This window comes from Comamonas sp. JUb58, from assembly GCF_004364775.1.
GTDB lineage: Bacteria > Pseudomonadota > Gammaproteobacteria > Burkholderiales > Burkholderiaceae_C > Comamonas.
Genome location: NZ_SOAL01000010.1, coordinates 152285 through 176239, shown reverse-complemented (window position 1 = coordinate 176239; position 23955 = coordinate 152285). Strand labels below are relative to the sequence as shown.

Here is a 23955-nt window from a genome sequence, read left to right as displayed (position 1 = left end):
GGTTGTGGGACGCCATCAGCGGGCGGCCGCGCTGGCGCCGGTGGTGTTGTCCGCTGGGCCCTCTGCTGGCTCGGTGGCGCCATGGTCCTGGGCTTCGCTCACGGCCAGGCAGGCAATGCCGGCAATGATGAAAGCGCAGCCCAGAATCTGGGGCAGGCCGATGGTCTCCTGGAACAGGTAATGGGACAGCGCCAGTACCGAGATGATCTCCAGGTGCGAGGCGGCAAAAGCTGGGCCGACCGGTGCGCGCCGCAGCAGATGCATCCAGGTGAAAAAGGCGCCGATATAGCCGATCAAGGCGCCATAGATCCAGGGCTGGGCAAACACGCGCCAGAGCCAGGAAGGGCTGAACTCCAGCGGCAGCGCGGCATCGCCGGCTTTCTTAAAGCTCAGTTGGGCCAGGGTGTCGAAGGCCATCAGCACCAGAAAGCCGACCAGGTAAAAGCGTTTCATGCGATCAGCCCTTGAGGCCCACGACGGCCACGCCGATGGAGACGAGCACGATGCCCAGGACTCGCATTGGTGCAAGCTTTTCCTTGAACAGAATGCGCCCGGCCACCATGATGGCCACGATGTTGATGCTGCCCAGCAGCACACCATCGGACAGCGGCACCAGCGACAAAAAGGCCAGCCAGGCGACAAACTCGATCACATAGCAGGCGCCGCCGATCCAGATCCAGGGGCGCGCCAGCATGTAGCGCCAGTGGTCCATGCCGGTGGCCGTGCTCGGGGTTTGTGTGGCAGCGGCCTTGAAGGCCAGCTGACCGCCGCTGTCGACCAGGATATTGATCAGCCACAGGCTGATCACCAGCGGAGTGATCTCAGCGCCCATGTGCCGCTGCCTGTGCTGGCGCGCCGCCGATGCGGGCCACAAAGTCATGCACCTTGGCGATCACGGTACGGCGCTCGCGGTCGATGGTGATCATGTGGTAGCAGTTGTCGAGCAGCACGACTTCGACCTTTGCGTGGACTGCGCCAGTGGCGATGTCCTCGGCATTGGAGCGGTGGGAGATGTCGTCTTCCTTGGCATGGATGGCCAGGCAAGGCGCGCGCAAATCCCGCAAGTGGCTGCGAACATGGGCGGAGAGCCGGCGCAGCTCGATGATGGACCACCAGGGGTTGCCGGGCAGGCCTGCGGCGGCGCTGTCGCCGCTGTGCATCTGTGCGACCACCCGGGCGCGCAAGGCCTCGTCCTTGATGCCGTAGGGCGGCGCCTCCATGAACACCCTTTGCCGGCCGATGCCCAGCAGGCGAAACAGCGGCAGCAAAAAGGCCAGCTTGGTGTAGCTGGGAATGCTCCAGCCGTCATAGCGGAAGGTGGTGGACAGCGCCGCCACCCCGGCTACCTGGCGCGGGTGCGAGGTGGCTACCGCCAGCGACAGCAAGGCGCCCATCGACAGGCCGCCGACCACCACGCGGTCGACATGGGGTGCAAAGCGCAGCAGCGCCGATTGCACGCTGGCGAGCCAGTCGGTCCATCGGGTCTGGACCAGGTCCTGCATGCTGCCGCAGTGGCCCGCCAGTTGCACGGCATAGACGGTAAAGCCTTCGCGGTTGAGGCCCTTGGCCAGCAAGCGCATCTCGGCCGGGGTGCCGGTCAGGCCATGCACCAGCAGCACGCCGGTGCGTGCGGCGGCGCCGGAGCCGGGCATGACGAATTCGTTGGGTGTCAGGCACAAGGTCTGCAAGGCCGCTTCTGCGGCCCTTTCCTGTGGTTGGCCAGCCAGGTGCTGGGCGAGTGCGTCATGGGTATTCATGCGAGGGCCTCCTGCTGTTGCATGAAATGCTGCAACCACGGCGTCGCATCACTGAAGCTGACAAAGGGCGCATGGGCAATGCCATGGCGCTCGCAGTGCTCGATCAGCCGGTACTTGGCCAGCACATAGTCGGCCTCGTGCGAGACGCAGAAATCGGAGGTGCTGTCGCCCACATAGAGCACGCGTCCGGCAATCGCCTGCTGCGTCGCCAGGCGCTCGCACTTGCAGTTGCCGCTGGCGCGTTTGCAGTGCGGGCTGGCCCAGGGGGATTCCAGCGCCCAGCGGCGCGTTTCCTGCTGCACCAGGCGGTTGGCAATCACCTCCAGGTGGCCCAGGCCGTGCTGCTCCAGCACGCGCTGGATCGCATAGTCGATACCGTCGCTGACCACCTGCACCCGCAGGCCCAGTGCCTGCGCCGCCTGCACAAAGCCGGGAAAGCCGGGGTCGATGGCAATGCCGTCAAGGTGGGCGTCCAGCTCCTGCTGGTCCATGTCGAGCAGCGCGACCTGGCCTTGCATGCAGGCGCGCGAGCCGATGTCGCCGCGCTCCCAGGCGTCCTCCAACTCGGTCCAGCCGGGCAGGCCAAAGCGCTGCAGCAGGCTGTCGGTGACATCGACCAGGCTGATCGTGCCGTCAAAGTCGGACTGGATCATCCAGCCGCTGGTGTTGTGGCAGGCAGGCGCCTGCGCAAGCATGTATTTATTCATGGAAGCTCACTCTCACGTTCTGGCCCACGCGCACATTGCCGGGTGCGGTCTCGAACTCGAGCACGCACTCGACCACGCGTAGCGGGCCGCGCTGGGCGTCGTCCTGCAAGGTCGAAGGCCCATACATGGGGTTGATGCGCAGCACCCGGGCGTCGGGCAGCGGGCTGCTGCTGTCGTTGTCCAGCACCACGCTGGCGCGCATGCCCTTTTGCACCGCGCCGGCAAAGCTCTCGTTGAGCTCGGCGCGGATGCGCAGCGGGCGCAGCGGCAGCAGGCGCACCGCTGCCTGGCTGGTGTGCACCTGGCTGCCGGTCTGGGCGCGCAGATGCACCACGGTGGCAGCCTCTGGCGCATGCAGGGCATACAGGCGCTGGCGCTCGCGCAGCTGCTGGGTCTTGCTCTGGGCCAGTTTCACTTCGGCCTGGGCCACCTCGGCCTCGGACTGCGCATTGCGCAGCGCGGCCTGGGCGTTGTCCACTTCCTGCAGATCGGCCGCGCCATCGCGGGCGGCGGCCTGCAGGCGCTTGAGCTGGGCCTGCAGCAGCGGCAGCTTGGTGGTCAGGGCCTTGTGCTTGGCCTGGGCGAGTTGGTAGGAGGACTGGGCCACGGCCAGCTCGGCGCGCAGGTCTTCGTCATGGACCTTGAGCAGCAGCTGGCCGGCCTGCACCTGCTGGCCTTCGCGCACGGCGATTTGCTGCACGGTGCCATCGATGGCGGTGGCCAGATCCAGCAGGCCGCCGTCGACCTCGATCTTGCCCCGGGCCACAGCCACCGGGTTTTGGTGCTGCTGGCTGATGCTGGCGGCGGGCGGGCTGTCAGCCGCCGGTGTGCAGCCTGCCAGTCCGCCCAGCACCAAGCAGAGCAGGCCCAGTACCTGCCAGGGCTGCGGCATGGGCAAAGGGGTTGCGTGGATCTTGGTCAAGTTGGGTTCTCCATCATGGTGTTTTGGCGCCGGTCGCTGTACACGGCACCGTCTTCCATATTCAGTACACGGTCGGCATGCCCCACCAGGCGCGGGTCGTGGCTGACGCAGAGCACCGTGGTGCCATGGCTGCGTGCAACGCGGTGGAGGATGTCGATCACGCGCTGTCCGCTTTCGGCATCCAGCGCGCTGGTGGGCTCGTCGGCAAACAGCAGCTGGGGCGCCTTGGCCAGCGCCCGGGCAATGGCCACGCGCTGCTTTTCGCCGCCCGACAGCTCGGCCGGCCGCATATGTGCGCGGTGGGACAGGCCGACCTCTTCGAGCGCGTCCTGCGCCCGTTTCAAGGTTTCGGCGCGCCGCATACCCAGGTAGCCCAGGGGCAGTTGCACCTGCTCCAGCGCCGTCAGCGCCGGGAACAGGTTGAAGCCCTGGAACACAAAGCCGGTGTGCAGCAGCCGAAAGCGCTCCATCTCCCGGGTGGGCATGGTGGTGAGGTTCTGGCCTAGTGCAATGGTCTGGCCGTCATCAGGGGTGAGCAGGCCCGACATCAGCGACAGCAAGGTGCTTTTGCCGCAGCCCGAGGGGCCGGAGATGAGGGTCAGCTCGCCGGCGTACAAATCGACCGACAGATCCTGCAGCACATGGATGCGGATGGAGCCCGAGACATAGGTCTTGCGCAATCCGACGGCCTGCAGGCTGGGTGTGGTGGGCGTGTTGTTGGGCATGGTGGTGTCCTTCAGCGCAGCAGGGTGGCCGGGTCGGTGCGCAGCAGCACGCGCATTGCGCCCAGGCCGGACAACAGCGCCAAGGTGGCCACCAGTGCCGCGCAGGCCAGCACCGCTTGCAGGTTGAGCGCAACCGGCACCCGGTAGACCTGGGCCACCGAGACCAGGGCCACGCTGGCGATGGTGGTCAGCAGCAGGCCGGCGGCGCCAATCCAGCAGGCCTGTTCCACCACCACCCGGCCCAGCGCTGCGCGGCTGACGCCTAGCGCATTGAGCACGGCGTATTCCCGCACCGAGCCGGCAACCACGCTCTTGAGCGACTGGCTGGTGACGACTGCGCCCACGAGGCAGACGACGATGGCCATGAACAGCACGCCGGCACCGGCGCCGGTGTCGAGCATCCAGTAGCGCTGGGAGCGGTGGGCAAAGCTATCGGCCGTCCAGACCTCGTGCGGGCCAAAGCTGCGCGCCTCGCTGCTCAGGCGCTGCTGCACGGCGTGGTTGTCCACGCCCTTGCGCACGCGGGCCAGCAGGTAGGTGCTGCCCTGGCTGGGCGAGCTGCCGGCGATCTGGTGCGCGCTCTCCAGCGATGCCAGCACATTGACGCCGCCCAGGCCGCGCAGGCCATCCACGGCAGCCACGACACGCACGCGGTGGTTGTTGATCCAGGCCGTGCCGCCTTCATGGGTGGCCAGGCTGTCCAGATCGGCGCGGTCGACGATGACGGCGCCGGGCTCGCGCAGCAGCTTGCGCTGCCAGGGCGCAATCACCCGGTCGAACATCATCGCGGTGCCGGCGGTGGAGATGCCCGAGAGATAGACCGACACGGCGCCGGCAGCCTGGGCCGCACCCTGGCTGGAGCGCCAGTCGCCATCGACCCAGACAAAGGGCTCGACGGCGCGGATGTCCGGGTCCATGCGCATGCGCATTTCGACATCGGGGCCGATGTTGCGGCCAAAGTTCACGCTTTGGGTGCCGGGGTAGCCCACCCAGAGATCGGCCGAGCTGGCGGTGATGTAGATCGCCGCCGAGCTGAAAATGCCCAGCACCAGCGCAGCCTGCATGACCAGCAGCACACCGGCAAAGCCCACCGCGAAGATCGAGGGGACAAAGCGGCGCCATTCATAGACCAGGGTTTTGCGCGCCAGGGCAATCATGGCGTGGCTCCTGGCGTGCCGGAGGGCAATTGCGGTGGCAGCGGCGCGCCACCCAGCGCCTGGAACAGGGCCACAAAGGCCAGCGCCTGCGCGGCTTGGGCTACGCTTTGCTGGCTTTCATGCAGCAGCAGCTGGCGGCGCGGCTCCAGGGTATCCAGCTCGCTGGCCAGGCCCAGCTGCTGGCGGCGCTGCAGCTGTTGGGCGCGGTTGCGCAACAGCGGCGTCTGGGCATCGAGCGACTGCTGGCGTTGCTGCTGCGCGCCCAGGCCGGCCAGCGCGGTTTCGACATCGGCCACGCCGTCGAGCACGCTTTGGCGGTAGGCCTTGACGGCGTTGTCCATCAGCAGTTCGTCGGTATCGGCCTGCGCGCGCCGGCGGCCCCAGTCGAACAGCGGTATGTCGATGACCGGGCCAAGCATGGGCTCGTGGTTGGAGCTGGAGCGGCGGTTCTGCGTCAGGTTGTAGGAGTAGAGCAGCGAACCACCCAGCGCAAAGCGGGGGTAGAGCGCCGAGTTCGACAGGCCGGCTGCTGCTGCGGCGCGCTGCACAGCGGCTTCGGCCGCCAGAATGGCGGGGCGGCTGCGCAGCAGATCGGCCGGCAGCACCTGCAGCTTCAGCGCTGCGGCGCTGGGGATATGGGGGCTGCTGGAGGCGGCCAGCCAGGCTGCCTGCGGTTCGCTGCGGCCGAGCAGTGCGGCCAGCGCATGTGCGGCGCGTGCCTGGTGCTGCAGCAGTTCGGCCTCCTGGCCACGGCTGCGGTGGAGCTCCAGGCTGGCTTGCTGCACTTGCTCGGCGCTGCCCATGCGCTGCTGCACACGCACCTGCTGCAGTTGCAGGCGGCGCGTATCCAGCTGCAGTTGCTGGTCCAGCCCAAAGCGTTGCTGCTGCGCCACGCAGATATCCAGATAGCGCTGCACCACGTTGGCGACCAGCTGGATCCTGGCGGCCTGCAGCTGCGCCTGGGCATCGAGCAACTGGCCCTGGCCATCGAGCTCGGTGGATTCGTAGGCGCCAAACAGGCCCAGGTTCCAGCTCATGTCCAAGCTGGCATGGAAGTAGGAGTCAAGTGCGGCCACATCCTGCAGGGTGCGCACGCCGGCGGTGAATTCGGGCTTGTAGGCGGCGGTGGCGGTGCCCAGCAGAATGCGCTGGGCCTGGAGACGCCCTTGCGCCTGTGCCAGATCCAGGTTCTGGGCCAGCGCCTGCTCCACCAGCTTGTCCAGGGCCGGGTCGCCCAGCAACTTCCACCAGGCGGCCAGGTCGGCGGCCTTGACGGCGCGCGCATTGGGCGCGCTGCCGCCCGCCTGGCGCCACTGGGCCGGGGTGTCGGGTTGGAGCTGGGGTTGCGGCGGTGTCATGCAACCGGCCAGCAAAGCGGCAGGTGCCAGTGCCAGCAGTGTTTTGCAGAACAAGGGTTTCACGTGCAATGGAGTCGGTTCTTGGCCGGTGTTGACCGTGGAGGCCAGACCGCGAAGGCCGGGCAATTAAGCGAACCATTCAACCCTGGCAAGCTTGCGCAAGCTTGCACAAATGATGGAGGAAACATGGAGGCCGCCAAGGCGTGCAACAGGCGGTCGGCACGGTCATAATGGCTCGTTTCAACCGCTTTTGGGCGCCTTCTGTGGGCTGCCGCTGGAACCTACTTGGGATGTAGTCCGCCATGAAACTACCTACGCCACCTGTGGCAGCGCCGCTGGTGCTCGTCGTGGAGGATGAGCCAGGCATCGCCACAATCCTGGTTGCCTACCTGGAGCGCGACGGCATGCGCACCCTGTTTGCGCGCGATGGCGAGCAGGCCGTGCAGCTTTTTCGCCAAAACCAGCCCGATCTGGTGCTGCTGGACATCCACCTGCCGGGCATGGACGGCGTCGATGTGCTGCGCTTTATCCGCGACCAGGGCCAGACCCCGGTGATCATGGTGACGGCGCTGGCCGATGATGTGGACAAGCTGGTGGCCTTGCGCCTGGGGGCGGATGACTACGTGGTCAAGCCCTTCAACCCGGCCGAAGTGGTGGCGCGCGTGCGTGCCGTGCTGCGCCGCAGCCAGCCCAAGGCCGCCGCTGCGCCGATGGCGCCGATCCGGGTGGGTGCGCTGGAGATCAACCCCGCCGAGCACAGTGCCCGGGTTTATGACCCTCAAGGCCAGGCCACACCACTGCCGTTGACCCTGACCGAATTCCGCCTGCTGGCCTTGCTGGCCTCGCAGCCCCGGCGTTGCTTCTCCCGCGCGCAGCTGATCGAGCACTGCCTGCCTGAGAGCGATGCGCTGGAGCGGGTGATCGACTCGCACCTGTCCAAGCTGCGCCGCAAATTGCAGCTGGCTGGCCAGGAGGAGATGATCGAGACTGTGCGCAGCATTGGATACCGTCTATGGCCCGGGGACTGAACCGCATCTGGGTCCGCTTTGGTTTCTGGATTGCCGGTACGCTGCTCAGCACCATTGCGCTGCTCAGCGCCTGCGCCTGGGCCTTCAATGCGGTGCAGTACAACCAGTTCTACCAAAGCCTGCCCAGCTCGGTGCGGGTGGAGCTGGACGACCTGATCGAGCGCGATCTGGACAACAGCCCGCGCGCCATGCAGATCTATGGCGAGTACTGGCGCGGCGAGGTGTTCTTTGGCGAACAGGTGTCGCTGTTCATCGGTCTGCTGGTCTGCCTGCCGTTTGGCCTGGCGATGGGCTTTTTTGTTTCGCGCTACATCACCCGGCCGCTGGCATCGATGGTGGAGGTGGCGCAGCGCGTGGCGCACGGGGATTTCAGCTCGACGCGGGTGGTCGAAGAGGGTGCGCATGGCGAGTTGAAGGAGGTGGTGCACACCTTCAATGCGATGATCGATGCGCTGCAAAAGCTCAATGCCGAGCGCCAGGCCTCGGCGGCATCCATCTCGCATGAGCTGCGCACGCCGCTGTCGGTGCTCAAGACCCATTTGCATGCGATGTGCGATGGGGTCATCGCGCCCAGCGAGCTGGAGTTTCGGCTGCTGCTGGCGCAGACCGAGCACCTGGGCCGGCTGATTGACGACCTGCATACCTTGGCGATGGCCGAGGCCGGTGAAATGTCGCTGCGCAAGGAGCGCCTGAGCCTTGGTGCGCTGGTGCGCGAGAGCCTGCAGGAGCTGCAGCCCCAGCTGCAACTGGCCGAGATGGCGCTGTCCCAGGTACTGCCCGAGGACGATGCCATCAGCGCGATCCGCGCCGATCCTTTGCGCATGCGCCAGATCATTGCCAACCTGGTGGGCAATGCGCTGCGCCATGCCGCCAGCGGGCACTGGCTGGAGGTAGAAGTGCGCAACATGCGCGATGCACAAGGGCATATCTGGATCGAACTACTGGTCAGCGATGCCGGGCCCGGTCTGCCGCAGGAGCTGCGCAACCACCCTTTCCGGCGCTTTGCGATGGCGCCGGGCCGGCGCAAGCGAGAGGGCTCGGGCCTGGGCCTGTCCATCGTGCAGGCGCTGACCGAGCTGCAGGGTGGGGTGGCGCATGCCGAAAGCTCAGCCCGGGGCGGCGCACTGTTCCGGCTGCGTTTTGCACCGGCCTGAGGCGGGGCTGCACAGCGCTGGCCAGGCACCAACCCTGGCCGGCGACTAAAATGGCGTCTGTGCTCTGCAACTGCAGGGCTTTTGCTTTTTTTGAAGGAGCGGATGGCGCGGAACCGTGCCACGCCGCAGAGTTGCTGCCCATGCAAGCCCAAGACCCCCAAGCCATTCGCCTGTCCAAGCGCCTGGCGAGCGACATCGGTTGCTCGCGCGCCGAGGCCGAGCACTATATCGATGCCGGCTTTGTGACAGTGGATGGCCAGATCCAGGACACCCCGGGCGCCCGCGTGTTGCCCAGCCAGACCGTGGAGCTACAGACCGGCGCCGATCTGCGCCCGATCCAGCCCGTGACCCTGTTGCTGCACAAGCCCGCAGGCTACAGCCTGCGCGCGCTGGAGCCCGGCCGCACAGGCCTCAGCGCGCTGGACCTGCTGACGCCCGAGCACCTGGCCGAGGTGGACACGCCACAGCCCGTCCGGCCCTTGCCGCGCCATTTTCGCCACCAGCAGTTCCTGCTGCCCATTCCCCGCGCCGCCAGCGGCTTGGTGGTCTACAGCCAGGATCCCCGCATCATCCGCCACCTGACGGAAGAGGCGGATTTGCTGGAGCAGGAATGCCTGGTCGAGGTGCAAGGCGAGATGATCGAGGATGGCCTGGCCCTGCTGGCCAATGGCCTGTATATGGATGGCGATCGCCTGCCACCGCTGAAGGCCAGTTGGCAGAACGAGACCCATCTGCGCTTTGCGCTCAAGCGCGTGGCGCCCGAATGGCTGCCCGCCATCTGCGCCGCACTGGGGCTGGAGCTGGTGTCGCTGAAGCGTTTGCGCCTTGGCCGGATCTCGCTGAGCAAGCTGCCCCAGGGCCATTGGCGCTATCTGCAGGGTTACGAGCGGTTTTAAGGCGTCCAGCGGCTGGGGGGAGGCCTCAGGCGGATAGTTCGGCGCAGTTTTGGTATCAATTTGATAGCGTTTTGCGCTGATCTGGCTTGGGTTTGATGCAAGCCAAGCTCCGAAAATGCCCCGCCTGCAAAACATGCCACAATAGCCCGCTCTTGGCATAGCCACAGAATTTACCTGCAGCTGTCTTGATATCGCCTGGCATGGCCCCACATAACGGTGTTTGATACAAAGGCCTGTGCTTGCGCGATGGGCCGGTGGGCGGGCAAGTCTGGCACGTGGCGCGGCTTGCGATCGCTGCCTTATGTGTAACTATCAGGGGTCCTATGTCACTCATTCCAGTCACCATCCTCACGGGCTTTTTGGGCTCGGGCAAAACCACGCTGCTCAAGCGCGTGCTGCATGAGTCGCACGGCATGAAGATTGCCGTGATCGAGAACGAGTTCGGCGAAGAAAACATCGACACCGACATTCTGAAGACGGAATCCAAGGAACAGATTCTGCAGATGAGCAATGGCTGCATCTGCTGCACCATCCGCGAAGACCTGCGCGAAGCGCTGCAGCTGCTGGCGGCCAAGCGCCGCAAGGGCCTGGTGGATTTCGAGCGCATCGTGATCGAAACCACGGGCCTGGCCGATCCCGGCCCGGTGGCGCAGACCTTCTTCATGGATGAAGAGATCGCCGAAACCTATTTGATCGACTCCATCATCACCCTGGTGGATGCCAAGCATGCCGGCCAGCAGCTGGACACGCGCCAGGAAGCACGCCGCCAGGTGGGCTTTGCGGATCAGATCTTCCTGTCCAAGACCGACCTGGTGAGCGAGGCTGACAAGGACGCGCTGGTTCACCGCCTCAAGCACATGAACCCGCGCGCGCCGATCCGCGCCGTGCATTTTGGCGATGTGCCGCTGAAGGACGTGTTCGATCTGCGCGGCTTCAACCTGAATGCCACGCTCAACATCGACCCGGACTTCCTCAAGGAAGAGGGCCATGACCACGAGCATGTGCATGACGAGCATTGCGGGCACGACCATGACCACGGCCATGTGCACGATGAAAACTGCGGGCACGACCATGGCCACGACCACGAACATGGCGAGCACTGCAACCACCCGCACCACCACCACCATGACGACGATGTGAAGAGCTTCGTCTACCGCGTGGACAAGGCCTTTGACCCCGCCAAGCTGGAAGACTTCCTGGGCGCCATTGTGAACATTTATGGCCCGCGCATGCTGCGCTACAAGGGCGTTCTGGCGATGAAGGGCACCGACCGCAAGGTGATTTTCCAGGGCGTGCACCAGCTAATGGGCAGCGATCTGGGCCCTGAGTGGGCTGCCGATGAGCGCCGCCAGAGCAAGATGGTCTTCATTGGCATTGATTTGCCGCAGGACATCCTGCGCCAGGGCCTGGACCAGTGCGTGGTTGAGGCCTGATCGCCCAGGCGGGGCGGCCCCGGAATCAGACCCCGGGGAAACCCCGCGTTGCGCCGGGGCAGCATTCACTTGTTGCTGTGCAGCGATGCCATATACAATCGCGGCCCGAAATGCAGCAAAGCAGGCCAGCGGCGAGATACGGTTTCCGTGGTTCGTCCATAAGTTATCAATGAGAGAGTGCGGTGTTTCGAGGGGCTTTGGCCTGTTGGACACGGTGCTGAAGGAGAAGGAGGCTTGTGCAAGCGAGCTGTACGCTGCCAGGTGCTGGCAGTGTGGGCCTGCAAGACGGAGTTGCGGGCACCGGCCCGACTTCAAGATGTGCCTGGGTCCCGCTGGGATTCGGGCAAGTTGATCAGGGGGCGGAGCCTGTCGGGCTTTGCACCTTTTGTAACGAGACGGACATCCGTCGCATGTAAGAACTGCGCTAGCCAGTCGAGAGAACTATGCCTACCACTACGCAAACCATCCCTAAACGCGACGCCAAGCTGGCCAATGCTTGGAAGTCCAAGACGGTAGACACCCTCACTGACGATGAGGTGCTGTCCATGCCGGAGAGCGAATACATGAACGAGGTCCAACTGGCGTTCTTTCGCAAGAAGCTGGTGGAGCTGAAGACCGGTATCCACCTCAATGCCGATGCCACGACGGAAAATCTGCGGGAAGACACCGTTGTCGTGCCCGATCCGGCAGACCGCGCTACCATTGAGGAAGAGCATGCGCTCGTCTTGCGCACGCGTGACCGTGAGCGTAAGCTCTTGAAGAAGATCGACCAGTCGATCAGCCGCATTGATGCGGGCGACTATGGCTACTGCGATGAGACGGGCGAGCCCATCGGAGTGGGCCGTCTGCTGGCACGTCCTACGGCAACCTTGTCGCTGGAAGCGCAGCAGCGCCGTGAATTGAAACAAAAAATGTTTGGTGATTGAGGCTGAGGCAGCGCACCGGACACACAAGGGGAGGGAGTAACCATGAGTGAGGCTCAGAAGCCAAACAAGGGTTTGTTGTCCAAAGTGGTGCGCTTTGTAACCAAACCGACCACCCAGTGGTCGGAGTTGGACAAGACGCCGGAGCCGGAGAACCCTGAGGCGCAGTTTTCCAAGCAGGCGCTCAAGGAAATCATGGAGCGCAAGCGCCGCAATGATTTTGTGCGCAAGCTGGAGTTTGACCAGCTGCGCAAGATCCGGCGCGAGGCCAACAAATCCAGCAGCGCCGATGGCCAGGGCGCCGTCAGCTCGGCCGCCCTGCTCGAAGGCGGTGTGGCACCTGATGCCGCAGCGCTGGCTGCCGGCAAGCCTGCCCATCCCTCGCACACCATCGAGAAAATCAACCAGATTGAACGGCAGATGTCCAAGCAGTGGTGGTCTGGCGATGGCGCCGGCGCGCCTGCTGCGGATCCCACCGTGCTTGGCGAGGTTGTACCGACCAGCGCGCCAGTTCCCGTTGCTTCTGGTTCTGCACCTTTGTCTGCACAGGCCGAGGTGGCTGCAGCTCCCGCTGTGGCTGCAGCATCGGCGGCCGTTCCGCAAGCCGCCCCTGCGGCCTTGCCCGCTGGCGCTTTTGATGCCCAGGTCGAGTCTGGCCGGTTTATCCACGATACCGATCTGGAAGAAGCGGCGGTGCTGTTCGCCAATGGCGATGCCGCAGGTGCAGAGGCCTCGCTTTTGGCCCTGGTGCAGCAGCGCCGTGGCGATCTGATGGGGCAGCTGACGATCTGGCTGACCCTGTTTGACCTGTACCGTGCCACCGGCGACCAGACCAAGTTTGACTTCCACGCGATTGAATTTGCCAGCAAATACGGCCGTTCAGCGCCTGTCTGGTTCTCGATGCCGGAAGAGGTCGGCGCCAAGGCGCTGCAGGCTGGTGATGCCCCCGCCGAAGACGTCCGCCTGCTCAACTGGCAGGCGCCACCGGTGCTCAGCACCGCTGCGCTCAATGGCCTGCAAGGCAACCTCAAGCGCTTTGCCCCACCCTGGACCTTGAACTGGTCGCGCGTGACCGAGGTCCGCGACGAGGTGGTGGCCGGGCTGCTGGCGCAGTTCCGGATGTGGGCGGACAAGCCCGATGCACGGCTGGTGTTTGTGGGTGCCGACCATCTGCTGTCGGTGCTGGAAGCACAAACGCCGGTAGGTGACAGCGCAGTAGCCCAGGACCGCTGGTCGCTGCGCATGGCCTATTTGCGTTTGCTGCAGCTGGAGCAGGATTTCGAAGCCGCAGCGCTGGATTACTGCATTACCTACGAGGTATCGCCCCCTTCCTGGGTGCCGCCCCGGGCTGAGACGAGCAGCGACAGCGCCCGCACGGGTGCACCTGCTGCGCCAGATATGTCCTTGGTGCTGGATCTGCCCGAGAGAAAGCCCGTGGTGGCCGACAGCCCGCAGGCTGTGCTCGAAGGCGTTGTCGAAGGCGATGTTTCCCGCCAGCTCGATAGCTTTACGCCAATGGTGGAGCCCGGCATGCCGTTCACGGTGCGCTGCGACCGCCTGATGCGCATCGATTTTGTTGCGGCCGGCTCGGTGCTCAACTGGGTAGCCGAATGCCAGCAGAAGAATGCGCTGGTGCGCTTTGGCAACCTGCACCGCCTGAATGCCGTGTTCTTCAACCTGATCGGCATCAACGAGCACTCCATCGTCAACCAGCGGGAAAATTGATCGGGCAAGCAATGCCTGGTAACAAACGCACCCCCGGGTGCGTTTTTTTCTGACTGCAGCGCGGCGGCCTTCTTGGAAAAGCCGGGCCAGGCTCTATATAGGCAAGACTATGGAACAGTATCACGGCACAACCATCCTCAGCGTGCGGCGCGAAACCCCGCAAGGCATCCAGGTCGCTATCGGCGGCGATGGCCAGGTCACCCTGGGCAATATTGTGGTCAAGGGCACCGCGCGCAAGGTGCGCAAGCTCTATGGCGGCAAGGTCCTGGCGGGCTTTGCCGGCGCCACCGCCGATGCCTTTACCTTGTTTGAGCGTTTCGAGGCCAAGCTGGACAAGCACCAGGGCCAGCTGACCCGCGCCGCCATCGAGCTGACCAAGGACTGGCGCACCGACCGCGTGCTGCGCCGCCTGGAGGCAATGCTGGCGGTGGCCGACCACTCGGCCTCGCTGATCATCACCGGCAATGGCGATGTGCTGGAGCCCGAGCAGGGCATTGTGGCGATTGGATCGGGCGGCGCTTATGCGCATTCGGCCGCCAAGGCGCTGCTGAACAACACCGATCTGTCGGCCGAAGAGGTGGTGCGCAAATCGCTGGGCATTGCCGGTGAACTGTGCATCTACACCAATATGCACCACACCATTGAGACGCTGTAAGCCTACCGCCGGCAGCCCCGCCATCTCCCCACTGATCGACAGCTGTACCCGTTGCCAGGCGGGTGCCAACCGGATTTTTGCACTATGTCCTCGATGACACCCCAGGAAATCGTTTCCGAACTCGACAACCACATCGTCGGCCAGGCCAATGCCAAGCGGGCCGTCGCTATCGCGCTGCGCAACCGCTGGCGCCGCCAGCAGGTCGCTGACGGCCTGCGCCAGGAGATTACGCCCAAGAACATCCTGATGATCGGCCCCACCGGCGTGGGCAAGACCGAGATTGCGCGCCGCCTGGCCAAGCTGGCCGATGCGCCCTTCATCAAGGTGGAAGCGACCAAGTTCACCGAGGTGGGTTATGTGGGTAAGGATGTGGATGCCATCATCCGCGACCTGGCCGAGGTGGCCGTCAAGCAGACCCGTGCATCGGATGTGAAAAAGCTGCGCGTGCGTGCCGAGGATGCTGCCGAAGAGCGCATTCTGGATGTGCTGCTGCCGCCCGCCCGCACCGGCGAAGCCGCACCCGATACCAGCACGCGCCAGGTTTTCCGCAAAAAGCTGCGCCAGGGCGAGCTGAACGACAAGGACATTGAGATCGAAGTCGCCGAGGCCAAGCCCCAGCTCGAGATCATGGGCCCCCAGGGCATGGAAGAGATGGCCGAGCAGCTGCGCGGCATGTTCAGCCAGATGGGCCAAGAAAAGCGCAAAGTGCGCAAACTCAAGCTCAGCGAAGCGCTGCAGCTGATCACCGATGAGGAAGCGGCCAAGCTGGTGAACGAGGAAGATGTCAAATCCCGGGCGATCGAGAACCTGGAGCAGAACGGCATCGTCTTCATTGACGAGATCGACAAGGTGGCGACGCGCCAGGAAACCAGCGGCAGCGATGTCTCCCGCCAGGGTGTGCAGCGCGATCTGCTGCCCTTGGTCGAAGGCACGTCCGTGTCGACCAAGTACGGCATTGTGAAGACTGACCACATCCTGTTCATTGCCTCGGGCGCCTTCCATCTGGCCAAGCCCAGCGATCTGATCCCTGAGCTGCAAGGGCGTTTCCCGATCCGTGTCGAGCTGGGCTCGCTCTCGGTGCAGGATTTCGAGGCCATCCTGACGCAGACCCATGCATCGCTGATCAAGCAGTACGAAGCGCTGCTGGCCACCGAAGGCGTGAAGCTGCAGTTTGAGGTCGAGGGCATCACCCGTTTGGCGCGCATTGCCTTTGACGTCAATGAGCGCACCGAAAACATCGGTGCCCGCCGCCTCGCCACGGTGATGGAGCGCCTGCTAGAAGAGATCAGCTTTGACGCCACCAAGCTCGGTGGACAGACGGTGGTGATTGACGCCGCCTACGTCGACCAGCGCCTGGGATCCTTGAGCCAGAACGAGGATTTGTCTCGTTACATTCTCTAACCCGGATTGCGCTTTGTGGCGCAATTTGATGCAAGTGCCCGCCCTGGTTGGCGGGCACTTGCTTTTCGGCCAGCGACCACATGCGGGCTTGTAGGAGAACATCTAGTTTTGTAACAAAACGCGGGGAGATGGTAATCCCTGATTGCGTCAATTTTGCTAAGAGTCTGGATATAGAGGTGATTGTAAGTGCCTATCAAATAAGGAAAATTTGATAGCGGTTTTTGCGTGAAGTGCGTTATAAGTTATTGATTTACTTGTATTTTCATTGCAAATCATTGTGTTGCACTGTGGCGCAATCTGGAATTCCTGATACAGTGGGGAAAAGTGCAGTTTTGTGGGAAATCGTGCACTTCACTGTCCTCCGAAACCCCAACCAGAGACCACGCCGTGTTTCAAGGAGCTTCCTCACTCAGTCTTGATGCGAAAGGTCGGTTATCGATACCGACCCGGCATCGTGACGCGCTGACGAAGCCCGGGCCCACCCTCACCATTACCCGCCATCCCCATGGCTGCCTGATGATCTTCCCGCAGGATGCCTGGGCGGTTTTCAGTGCGCGCATGTCGCAGGTCAAGATGGCTGAGCAGGTGCTCAAGCGGATTTTTCTGGGTAGCGCGATGGATGTGGAAATGGATGGCACTGGCCGTGTGCTGGTGTCCCCCGAACTGCGTGCTGCTGCCAACATCACCAAGGACGCGATCCTGATGGGGATGGGCAGCCATTTTGAATTGTGGGACAAGGCGACGTACGAGAAGCAGGAGGCTGAAGCCCTGCAGAATCTGCCGCCCGACGCCCTGGATAACTTTGCATTCTGAGGTGCATGTGGAAACCAAGAACTACCTGCACACCACCGTCCTGCTGAACGAGGCCGTCGATGCCTTGTTGGAGGCCAGGGTCGACATGGACCCGGTCTTTGTCGATGGAACTTTCGGCAGAGGCGGGCACTCCCGCCTGGTGCTGTCCAAGCTGCCGGCCGAGGGCCGGCTCATTGCTTTTGACAAGGACGTGGAGGCGATTGCCGAGGCCGGCAAGATCGCCGACGCCCGGTTTGCCATTCGCCATGAGGGCTTCAGCCACATGGCGCAGCTGCCAGCCGCTTCGGTGGCGGGCGTGCTGCTGGATCTGGGGGTCAGCTCCCCGCAGATCGACAGTCCCGAGCGCGGCTTCAGTTTCCGCTTCGATGGCCCGCTCGACATGCGCATGGACACCACCCGAGGCCAGAGTGTGGCCGAGTGGTTGCAAGAGGCGGAAACACAGCAAATAGCGGAGGTGATTCGTGACTTCGGTGAAGAACGGTTTGCTGGGCCCATTGCAAAGGCGATTGTTGCGCGGCGGGAGGCTGGCTCGCCAGTCGCCACCACTGCCGATCTGGCCGAGCTCGTGGCTGGCACAGTCAAGACCCGCGAGGCTGGGCAAAATCCAGCCACGCGGACATTCCAGGCTCTTCGGATTTTCATTAATGCCGAGCTCGAAGAGCTCGAGCAGGCGCTAGAGGCCAGCCTGCGGGTGCTGGCACCCGGCGGCCGTCTGGTGGTGATCAGCTTCCACTCGCTGGAAGACCGCATCGTCAAGCAGTTCATCGCCAAGCATTCCAAAGAGGTGTTCGATCGCCGCGCCCCCTTTGCAGCGCCCAAGCCGATGCTGCTCAAGGCGCTGGACCGCATCAAGCCCAGCGAGGCGGAGGTGTCTGCCAACCCACGCGCCCGCAGTGCGGTGATGCGCGTGGCCGAACGTACCGAGGTGGCTGCATGACAACCCGCAGCTGGCCCGACATCTGCAGCAGGGGGTGGCTGTGCTGCTGCGCCTGAACATTCTGCTGCTCATGGTGACGATCGTCAGCGCGATGGCGCTGGTGCAGTCGCAGTATGAATCGCGCAAGCTGTTCACCGAACTCGACCGCGCGCTGGCCGAGTCGCGCCAGCTGGAGACGGACCACCAGCGTCTGCAGGTGGAAAAGCGGGCCCAGGCCACGCCGCTGCGCCTGGAGCAACTCGCCCGCGAAAAGTGGGGCATGCAGACCGCCACGCCGGCCGTCACGGTGTATGTGCCTGAGCCAGGCAACGGATCGGTGGCCCCATGAGCAAGGACATGCGCTACTCCACCAGCCCCTTGCTGGCCGAGCGCACGCCGATGTGGCGCAGCCGCTTCATCATGATTGGCCTGGCGCTGGCGTTTACCGGCCTGATCGGCCGTGCTGCCTATGTGCAGGTCATCGGCAATGATTTCTTTCTGCGCCAGGGCGAAGTGCGCTTTGCCCGCACCATCGAGCTGCCCGCCAACCGCGGCCGCATTCTGGACCGCAATGGCCTGATTCTGGCCTCCAGCGTGCCAGCCGCCAGCATATGGGCGATTCCCGAAGATGTGGACCAGGCCGACCCGGCGATCAAGGCCAAGATTGTCGAGATCGCCAAGCTGATGGGCATGCCCCAGGCGCAGCTCGATGCCAAGCTGGCCGATGAGGACAAGTCCTTTGTCTGGATCAAGCGCCAGCTCGATTGGGACATCGGGCAGAAGATCAAGGCGCTGGATGTCAAGGGCATCTACCTGCGCAAGGAATACAAGCGCCAGTACCCCGAAGGTGAATCAGCAGCCCACGTTGTGGGCTTTACCAATGTGGAAGACCAGGGCCAGGAAGGCATGGAGCTGGCCTTCAACACCGAGTTGGGTGGCAAGGCCGGCTCGCGCCGTGTGATCAAGGACCGCTTGGGCCGTATCGTCGAGGGTGTCGGTGTAGAGACGCCGCCGCAAGAAGGCCAGGACATCCAGCTGTCCATCGACAGCAAGGTGCAGTTCTTCGCCTACCAGAAGCTGCGCGATCAGGTAGCGGCCTTCAAGGCCAAGGCCGGCAGCGTGGTGGTGATGGACGCCCACACCGGCGAAGTGCTGGCACTGGCCAACTACCCCAGCTATGACCCGAACAACCGCTCGCGCCTGACCGGCGAGCAGCTGCGCAACCGCGCGATTACCGACACTTTCGAGCCCGGCTCGACGATGAAGCCCATCACCGTGGGAACGGCGCTGGAGCTGGGTCGGGTCAAGAACACCACCATCATCGATACCAGCCCAGGGCGCTATGCCATTGGCGGCTTCACCATCAGCGACACCCACAATTACGGCGCGCTGACGGTGGACGGCGTGATCCAGAAGTCCAGCAATGTGGGCGCGCTCAAGGTGGCGCAGAAGATGACGCCCCAAGAGATGTGGAATGTGCACTCGGCGCTGGGTTATGGGCAAAAGCCCCAGATCGCCTTCCCAGGCGCCGCCAGTGGCCGCCTGCGCCCCTGGAAGACCTGGAAGCCGGTCGAGCAGGCCACCATCTCCTACGGCTACGGCCTGTCAGCCTCGTTGTTCCAGATGGCGCGTTCCTACACCGTGTTCTCGAACGACGGCAATGTGATTCCCGCGACCATGCTCAAGCGCACAGGCCGCCCCGCTGGCACGCCGGTGTTCTCCAAGAAGACCGCCGAGTTGGTGCGCCACATGCTGTGGATGGCTGCCGGCCCCGGCGGTACGGGCCAGAAGGCGCAGACCGTGGGCTACTCCATCGGCGGCAAGTCGGGTACCGCCCGCAAGCAGCAAGGCCGGGGCTATGCCGCAGGCAAGTACCGCGCCTGGTTCACCGGCATTGCACCGATTGAGAACCCACGCATCATCGTAGCCGTGATGGTTGACGAGCCCAGCCAGGGCAGCTTTTACGGCGGTACCGTCGCCGGCCCGGTGTTCAGCGAAGTGGTGCAGCAGACCCTGCGTCTGATGGGCGTGCAGCCCGATATGTCGGTCAAGCCGCAGATCGTGGCCAACGATGTGGAGGAGCCGTTATGAGCGCCACCACCAACACCGCGACCACGGTGCACAGCACCGCCGCTGCCGTGGAGTGGCTGCGTGAGCGCGTGGCCAGCGGAACCCTGCACACCGACAGCCGCCAGGTGCAAGCCGGCGATGCCTTCATTGCCTGGCCCGGCGGCGTCAATGACGGCCGTGCCTATGTAGCGCAGGCCGTGCAGCGCGGTGCGGCCGCCTGCCTGGTAGAGCAGTCTGGTCTGGAACAATTTGATCTGCAAGGCATGCCGGTCGCGGCCATGCCGGGTTTGAAGGCCGCCACCGGCCCGATCGCCAGCGCCTGGTTTGGCCAGCCCAGCGAGCAGCTGGATGTGCTGGCCGTGACGGGCACCAATGGCAAGACCAGCATCAGCTGGTGGCTGGCCCAGGCGGTAAGCCATCTCTGCGAAGCCGGCGTGCTGCAGCACCGGGGCTGCGCCATGGTCGGCACCCTGGGCGTCGGCATTCCGCCGCACCAGCTGGATGTGACCGGCATGACCACCCCCGATCCGGTGCTGCTGCAACGCGCCTTCCGGGGTTTTGTTGATGCCGGCTACGGCGCTTGCGCGATCGAGGCTTCGTCCATCGGTATTGCCGAGCACCGCCTGGCAGGCACGCGCATCCGCCTGGCCATCTTTACGAATTTCACCCAGGACCATCTGGACTACCACGGCAGCATGGATGCCTACTGGGCCGCCAAGGAAGCGCTGTTCCACTGGTCCGGCCTCCAATCGGCCGTGGTCAACCTGGACGACGCCCGGGGCGCGGCACTGGCGGCATCCTTGGCTGGTGGCGCGCTGGATCTGTGGACCGTCTCCGTGGATAACCCAAGCCAGGCCCGTCTGTCTGCCCAGGCCATCCGCGCGGGCGACCGTGGCCTGGTGTTCGAGGTCGTAGAGGCCGGCGCCGAAGGCGCTGCCGTGACCCTGCACAGCCAGGTGATTGGCCAGTACAACGTGCTCAACCTGCTGCAGGTGATGGCCAGCCTGCGGGTGCTGGGTGCGAGCTTGCAGCAGGCGGCTGAGGCCTGCGCGGTGCTGGCGGCCGTGCCGGGTCGCATGGAACAGGTCAGCCAGGCCGATGCGCCCTTGGTGGCCATCGACTATGCCCATACCCCTGATGCACTGGACAAGGCCTTGCAGGCACTGCGCCCGCTGGCTGAGCAGCGCGGCGGCCGGCTGTGGTGCGTGTTTGGCTGTGGTGGCAACCGCGATGCCAGCAAGCGCCCGCTGATGGGCCGCATTGCCCAGGCATGTGCCGACGAGGTGGTCGTGACCAGCGACAACCCGCGCGGCGAGCAGCCCCAGGCCATCATCGACGACATTCTGCGCGGCATGACGCCCGATGCACATTGGCATGTACAGGCCGACCGTGCGGCCGCCATCGAAGAGGTGGTGCTGCGCGCGTCCAGCCGGGATGTGATTTTGCTGGCCGGCAAGGGCCATGAGGATTACCAGGAAGTGGCCGGCGTGAAGCTGCCCTTTCTCGATGCCGCGCAGGCCCATGCTGCGCTGGCCAAGCGGAAAGAACAACTATGAGCATGATGACCCTGCACCAGGCGCTGGGTTTCATTGAGCCCCTTGTCCCCCAGGCCCGACTGGTGGGGGATGGTGCAGTGCCGCTGCTGCGCGTCCACTCGGACTCGCGCAGCTTGCAAGCCGGTGATTTGTTTGTGGCGCTCAAGGGTGAGCGCTTTGATGCCAACCAGTTTCTGGCTCAGGCCCAGGCAGCAGGTGCGGCGGCCGCGCTGTGCCATGCCGACCCCGCCGAGGCCGGCCTGCCCGGCATTGTGGTGACCGATACCCTGGCTGCACTGGGTGCCTTGGCCACCGGTTGGCGTGCACAGTTCCCGCTGCCGCTGATTGCGGTGACGGGCAGCAATGGCAAGACCACGGTCACCCAGATGCTGGCGAGCATCCTGCGCGCCCATGCCGGCGATGCCGCCTGGGCCACGCGTGGCAACCTGAACAACGAGATCGGCGTGCCGCTGACCCTGCTGGGCCTGACGGCTGCGCACCGCGCTGCCGTGGTTGAGCTGGGCATGAACCACCCTGGCGAAATCGCCGTGCTGGCCGCGATGGCGCAGCCCCAGGTGGCCCTGGTCAACAACGCCCAGCGCGAGCACCAGGAGTTCATGCACACGGTGGAAGCCGTGGCCCGCGAAAACGGCAGTGTGCTGGCCGCGCTGCCGGCCGATGGCGTGGCCGTGTTTCCTGCCGGTGATGTCTACACCCCCTTGTGGCAAGAGTTAGCTGCCGGCCGGGCGACCTGCCTGTTCGGCGAACAGGCCGATGGTGCCCAGGCCTATGCCAGCGATGTGCTGTGGCGCGATGGCGCCTGGCAGCTGCAGCTGCACCTGCCCGATGGCGCTGCGCCTGTGGTGCTGCAGATTGCCGGCCGCCACAACGTGCGCAATGCACTGGCCGCCGCCGCATCGGCCCATGCCGCGGGTGTGCCGCTGGCCGCGATTGCACAGGGCCTGTCGGCGTTTGAGCCGGTCAAGGGCCGCTCGCGTGCGCTGGCGATGCCTGTCGCGGGCCGCAGCCTGACGGTGGTCGACGACAGCTACAACGCCAACCCGGATTCGGTAGAGGCCGCCATCAAGGTGCTGGCCGAGCTGCCGGCTGCCCAGCTCCTGGTGCTGGGTGATATGGGCGAGGTGGGCGACCAAGGACCCCAGTTCCATGCCGAAGCCGGCGCGCTGGCCAAGCAGCAAGGCATCGCCCAGTTGTTTACTTTGGGTGCCCAAAGCCGGTCGGCCGCCGAGGCCTTTGGTGAAGGTGCTCAGCATTTCGAGAGCATGCCTGCCTTGCAGGATGCGGTGTGCAAATTGATGCCTCAATTGGGCAGTGTGTTGGTCAAAGGTTCGCGGTTCATGAAGATGGAGCAAGTGGTGCAGGCAATGCAGTCGTGCGCAGACAAGGGGCACAGCGCCCGTGAGGAGGCCGCATGCTGATTGTGCTCGCCAGCTGGTTGCAAAGCCTGTCGCCCGAATTCGGCTTTCTGCGCATCTTCCAGTACCTGACCTTCCGCGCCGTGATGGCGGCGATGACGGCGCTGGTGATCGGCCTGGTGGCCGGCCCCAAGGTGATCCGCACCTTGTCGGCGCTGAAGATCGGCCAGCCCATCCGCGGCTATGCGATGCAAAGCCATTTGAGCAAGAGCGGCACCCCCACGATGGGCGGCGTGCTGATTCTGCTGGCGATCACGATCTCGACCGTGCTGTGGTTTGACCTGTCCAACCGCTTTGTCTGGGTGGTGCTGATCGTCACCTGGGGCTTTGGTGCCATTGGCTGGGTCGATGACTGGCGCAAGGTGGTCAACAAGGACCCCGAAGGCATGCGCTCGCGCGAAAAGTATTTCTGGCAGTCGGTGCTGGGCCTGGCCGCTGCGCTGGCCCTGGTGTTCTGCATCTCGGAAAACACCAATGCCGAGGTCTGGAGCCTGTTCGTCAACTGGGTGCAGTCGGGTTTCTCGCTGGATCTGCCGCCCAATGCCGGCCTGATGGTGCCCTTCTTCAAGCAGGTGAACTACCCGCTGGGTGTGCTGGGCTTTGTGATCATGACCTACCTGGTCATCGTCGGCGCCAGCAATGCCGTCAACCTGACCGATGGCCTCGATGGCCTGGCCATCATGCCGGTGGTCATGGTCGGCTCGGCACTGGGCGTGTTCGCCTATGTGACCGGCAGCGTCAATTTCTCGCGCTACCTGCTGTTCCCGCACATTGGCGGCACCGGGGAGCTGCTGGTGTTCTGCTGCGCGATGACGGGCGCGGGCCTGGCTTTCCTGTGGTTCAACACCCACCCGGCCCAGGTCTTCATGGGCGATGTGGGCGCGCTGGCCCTGGGCGGTGCGCTGGGCACGATTGCGGTGATCGTTCGCCAAGAAATCGTGCTGGCCATCATGGGCGGCATCTTTGTGGCCGAGGCCGTGTCCGTGATGATGCAGGTGGTCTGGTTCAAGTACACCAAGAAGCGCTATGGCGAAGGCCGGCGCCTGCTGAAGATGGCCCCCTTGCACCACCACTTTGAAAAGAGCGGCTGGCGCGAAACCCAGGTCGTTGTGCGTTTCTGGATCATCACGATGCTGCTGTGTCTGATCGGTCTGTCTACCCTGAAGCTGCGGTGAGCACCATGGCAACCGAGCACCTCCACCCCCTTGATCCCTCGGCAGAGGCCGCTGCTGCGCCGTTGGCGCCAGCGGTAGCGCCCGTGGCTGCGGACGACCTGGCTCAGCCTGCCGAGCAGCAGCCTGCGCTGGCAGCCGCTGGCGCCGATGCGCAAGCGTTGGCGCAACC

22 protein-coding genes and 1 pseudogene are annotated in these 23955 nt (G+C 64.5%); 15 read left to right on the top strand and 8 right to left on the bottom strand.

Features of this window, described 5'->3' with window-relative positions; translation table 11 throughout:
- Window positions 1-15 precede the first annotated feature (15 nt).
- From EDF71_RS12880 to EDF71_RS12845, 8 genes are all read right to left on the bottom strand, one after another.
- Window positions 16-453: an EamA family transporter gene (locus EDF71_RS12880; protein ID WP_133856979.1), complete on the bottom strand. Its 438-nt coding sequence runs from the start codon at window positions 451-453 to the stop codon at window positions 16-18.
- 4 nt (window positions 454-457) lie between these two features.
- Window positions 458-832, bottom strand: coding sequence for an EamA family transporter (locus EDF71_RS12875; RefSeq protein WP_133856978.1), 375 nt, complete (start codon window positions 830-832; stop codon window positions 458-460).
- A complete protein-coding gene (locus EDF71_RS12870) occupies window positions 822-1652 on the bottom strand; it encodes an alpha/beta fold hydrolase (RefSeq protein ID WP_243854293.1) in 831 nt (276 codons plus the stop codon). Before EDF71_RS12870 ends, EDF71_RS12875 begins: the two co-directional genes overlap by 11 nt.
- Before the next feature lie 101 nt (window positions 1653-1753).
- Window positions 1754-2464 (bottom strand): MtnX-like HAD-IB family phosphatase, encoded by a 711-nt coding sequence (locus EDF71_RS12865; protein WP_243854288.1) that lies wholly within the window; start codon window positions 2462-2464, stop codon window positions 1754-1756.
- Window positions 2457-3386: an HlyD family efflux transporter periplasmic adaptor subunit gene (locus tag EDF71_RS12860; RefSeq protein ID WP_243854287.1), complete on the bottom strand. Its 930-nt coding sequence runs from the start codon at window positions 3384-3386 to the stop codon at window positions 2457-2459. Before EDF71_RS12860 ends, EDF71_RS12865 begins: the two co-directional genes overlap by 8 nt.
- Window positions 3383-4111, bottom strand: a complete 729-nt coding sequence (locus tag EDF71_RS12855) for an ABC transporter ATP-binding protein (RefSeq protein ID WP_133856976.1) — start codon at window positions 4109-4111, stop codon at window positions 3383-3385. The genes EDF71_RS12860 and EDF71_RS12855 overlap by 4 nt, the downstream gene beginning before the upstream one ends.
- A gap of 11 nt (window positions 4112-4122) precedes the next feature.
- Window positions 4123-5268, bottom strand: coding sequence for an FtsX-like permease family protein (locus tag EDF71_RS12850; RefSeq protein ID WP_133856975.1), 1146 nt, complete (start codon window positions 5266-5268; stop codon window positions 4123-4125).
- Window positions 5265-6689: a TolC family protein gene (locus EDF71_RS12845; protein ID WP_243854286.1), complete on the bottom strand. Its 1425-nt coding sequence runs from the start codon at window positions 6687-6689 to the stop codon at window positions 5265-5267. The genes EDF71_RS12850 and EDF71_RS12845 overlap by 4 nt, the downstream gene beginning before the upstream one ends.
- Window positions 6690-6928: 239 nt before the next feature.
- Between EDF71_RS12845 and EDF71_RS12840 the strand changes: the two genes are divergently transcribed.
- The 15 genes and pseudogenes from EDF71_RS12840 to mraY all read left to right on the top strand — a co-directional run bounded on the left by EDF71_RS12840 (window position 6929) and on the right by mraY (window position 23786).
- Entirely contained in the window at window positions 6929-7654 is a 726-nt protein-coding gene (locus EDF71_RS12840; protein WP_133856974.1) for a response regulator, read from the top strand.
- Window positions 7639-8808, top strand: a complete 1170-nt coding sequence (locus tag EDF71_RS12835) for an ATP-binding protein (RefSeq protein ID WP_133856973.1) — start codon at window positions 7639-7641, stop codon at window positions 8806-8808. The genes EDF71_RS12840 and EDF71_RS12835 overlap by 16 nt, the downstream gene beginning before the upstream one ends.
- A 140-nt stretch (window positions 8809-8948) precedes the next feature.
- Window positions 8949-9704: an RNA pseudouridine synthase gene (locus tag EDF71_RS12830; protein ID WP_133856972.1), complete on the top strand. Its 756-nt coding sequence runs from the start codon at window positions 8949-8951 to the stop codon at window positions 9702-9704.
- 323 nt (window positions 9705-10027) lie between these two features.
- Entirely contained in the window at window positions 10028-11137 is a 1110-nt protein-coding gene (locus tag EDF71_RS12825) for a GTP-binding protein (protein WP_133856971.1), read from the top strand.
- A 452-nt stretch (window positions 11138-11589) separates the two neighbouring features.
- A pseudogene (dksA, locus tag EDF71_RS12820) lies at window positions 11590-12063 on the top strand (RNA polymerase-binding protein DksA); the annotation flags it as partial.
- Window positions 12064-12105: 42 nt separating this feature from the next.
- Complete coding sequence (locus EDF71_RS12815; RefSeq protein WP_133856969.1) at window positions 12106-13785, top strand: hypothetical protein; 1680 nt, start codon at window positions 12106-12108, stop codon at window positions 13783-13785.
- 109 nt (window positions 13786-13894) lie between these two features.
- Complete coding sequence (gene hslV / locus EDF71_RS12810) at window positions 13895-14440, top strand: ATP-dependent protease subunit HslV (protein ID WP_116926500.1); 546 nt, start codon at window positions 13895-13897, stop codon at window positions 14438-14440.
- A gap of 84 nt (window positions 14441-14524) precedes the next feature.
- Complete coding sequence (gene hslU, locus EDF71_RS12805; RefSeq protein ID WP_133856968.1) at window positions 14525-15841, top strand: ATP-dependent protease ATPase subunit HslU; 1317 nt, start codon at window positions 14525-14527, stop codon at window positions 15839-15841.
- A 387-nt stretch (window positions 15842-16228) separates the two neighbouring features.
- Window positions 16229-16654, top strand: coding sequence for a division/cell wall cluster transcriptional repressor MraZ (gene mraZ / locus EDF71_RS12800; RefSeq protein WP_133856967.1), 426 nt, complete (start codon window positions 16229-16231; stop codon window positions 16652-16654).
- 25 nt (window positions 16655-16679) lie between these two features.
- Window positions 16680-17591: a 16S rRNA (cytosine(1402)-N(4))-methyltransferase RsmH gene (gene rsmH, locus EDF71_RS12795; RefSeq protein WP_133857030.1), complete on the top strand. Its 912-nt coding sequence runs from the start codon at window positions 16680-16682 to the stop codon at window positions 17589-17591.
- 43 nt (window positions 17592-17634) lie between these two features.
- Window positions 17635-17919, top strand: a complete 285-nt coding sequence (ftsL, locus tag EDF71_RS12790) for a cell division protein FtsL (protein ID WP_133857029.1) — start codon at window positions 17635-17637, stop codon at window positions 17917-17919.
- Window positions 17916-19661, top strand: a complete 1746-nt coding sequence (locus EDF71_RS12785; protein ID WP_133856966.1) for a penicillin-binding protein 2 — start codon at window positions 17916-17918, stop codon at window positions 19659-19661. Before ftsL ends, EDF71_RS12785 begins: the two co-directional genes overlap by 4 nt.
- Window positions 19658-21196, top strand: coding sequence for a UDP-N-acetylmuramoyl-L-alanyl-D-glutamate--2,6-diaminopimelate ligase (locus EDF71_RS12780; RefSeq protein ID WP_133856965.1), 1539 nt, complete (start codon window positions 19658-19660; stop codon window positions 21194-21196). The genes EDF71_RS12785 and EDF71_RS12780 overlap by 4 nt, the downstream gene beginning before the upstream one ends.
- Before the next feature lie 2 nt (window positions 21197-21198).
- On the top strand, window positions 21199-22614 hold the full coding sequence (murF, locus tag EDF71_RS12775) for a UDP-N-acetylmuramoyl-tripeptide--D-alanyl-D-alanine ligase (RefSeq protein ID WP_133857028.1): 1416 nt from the start codon (window positions 21199-21201) through the stop codon (window positions 22612-22614).
- The gene (gene mraY / locus EDF71_RS12770) at window positions 22608-23786 is read left to right on the top strand and encodes a phospho-N-acetylmuramoyl-pentapeptide-transferase (protein ID WP_133856964.1); all 1179 of its coding nucleotides are present in this window, start codon (window positions 22608-22610) and stop codon (window positions 23784-23786) included. Before murF ends, mraY begins: the two co-directional genes overlap by 7 nt.
- Window positions 23787-23955: the final 169 nt, after the last annotated feature.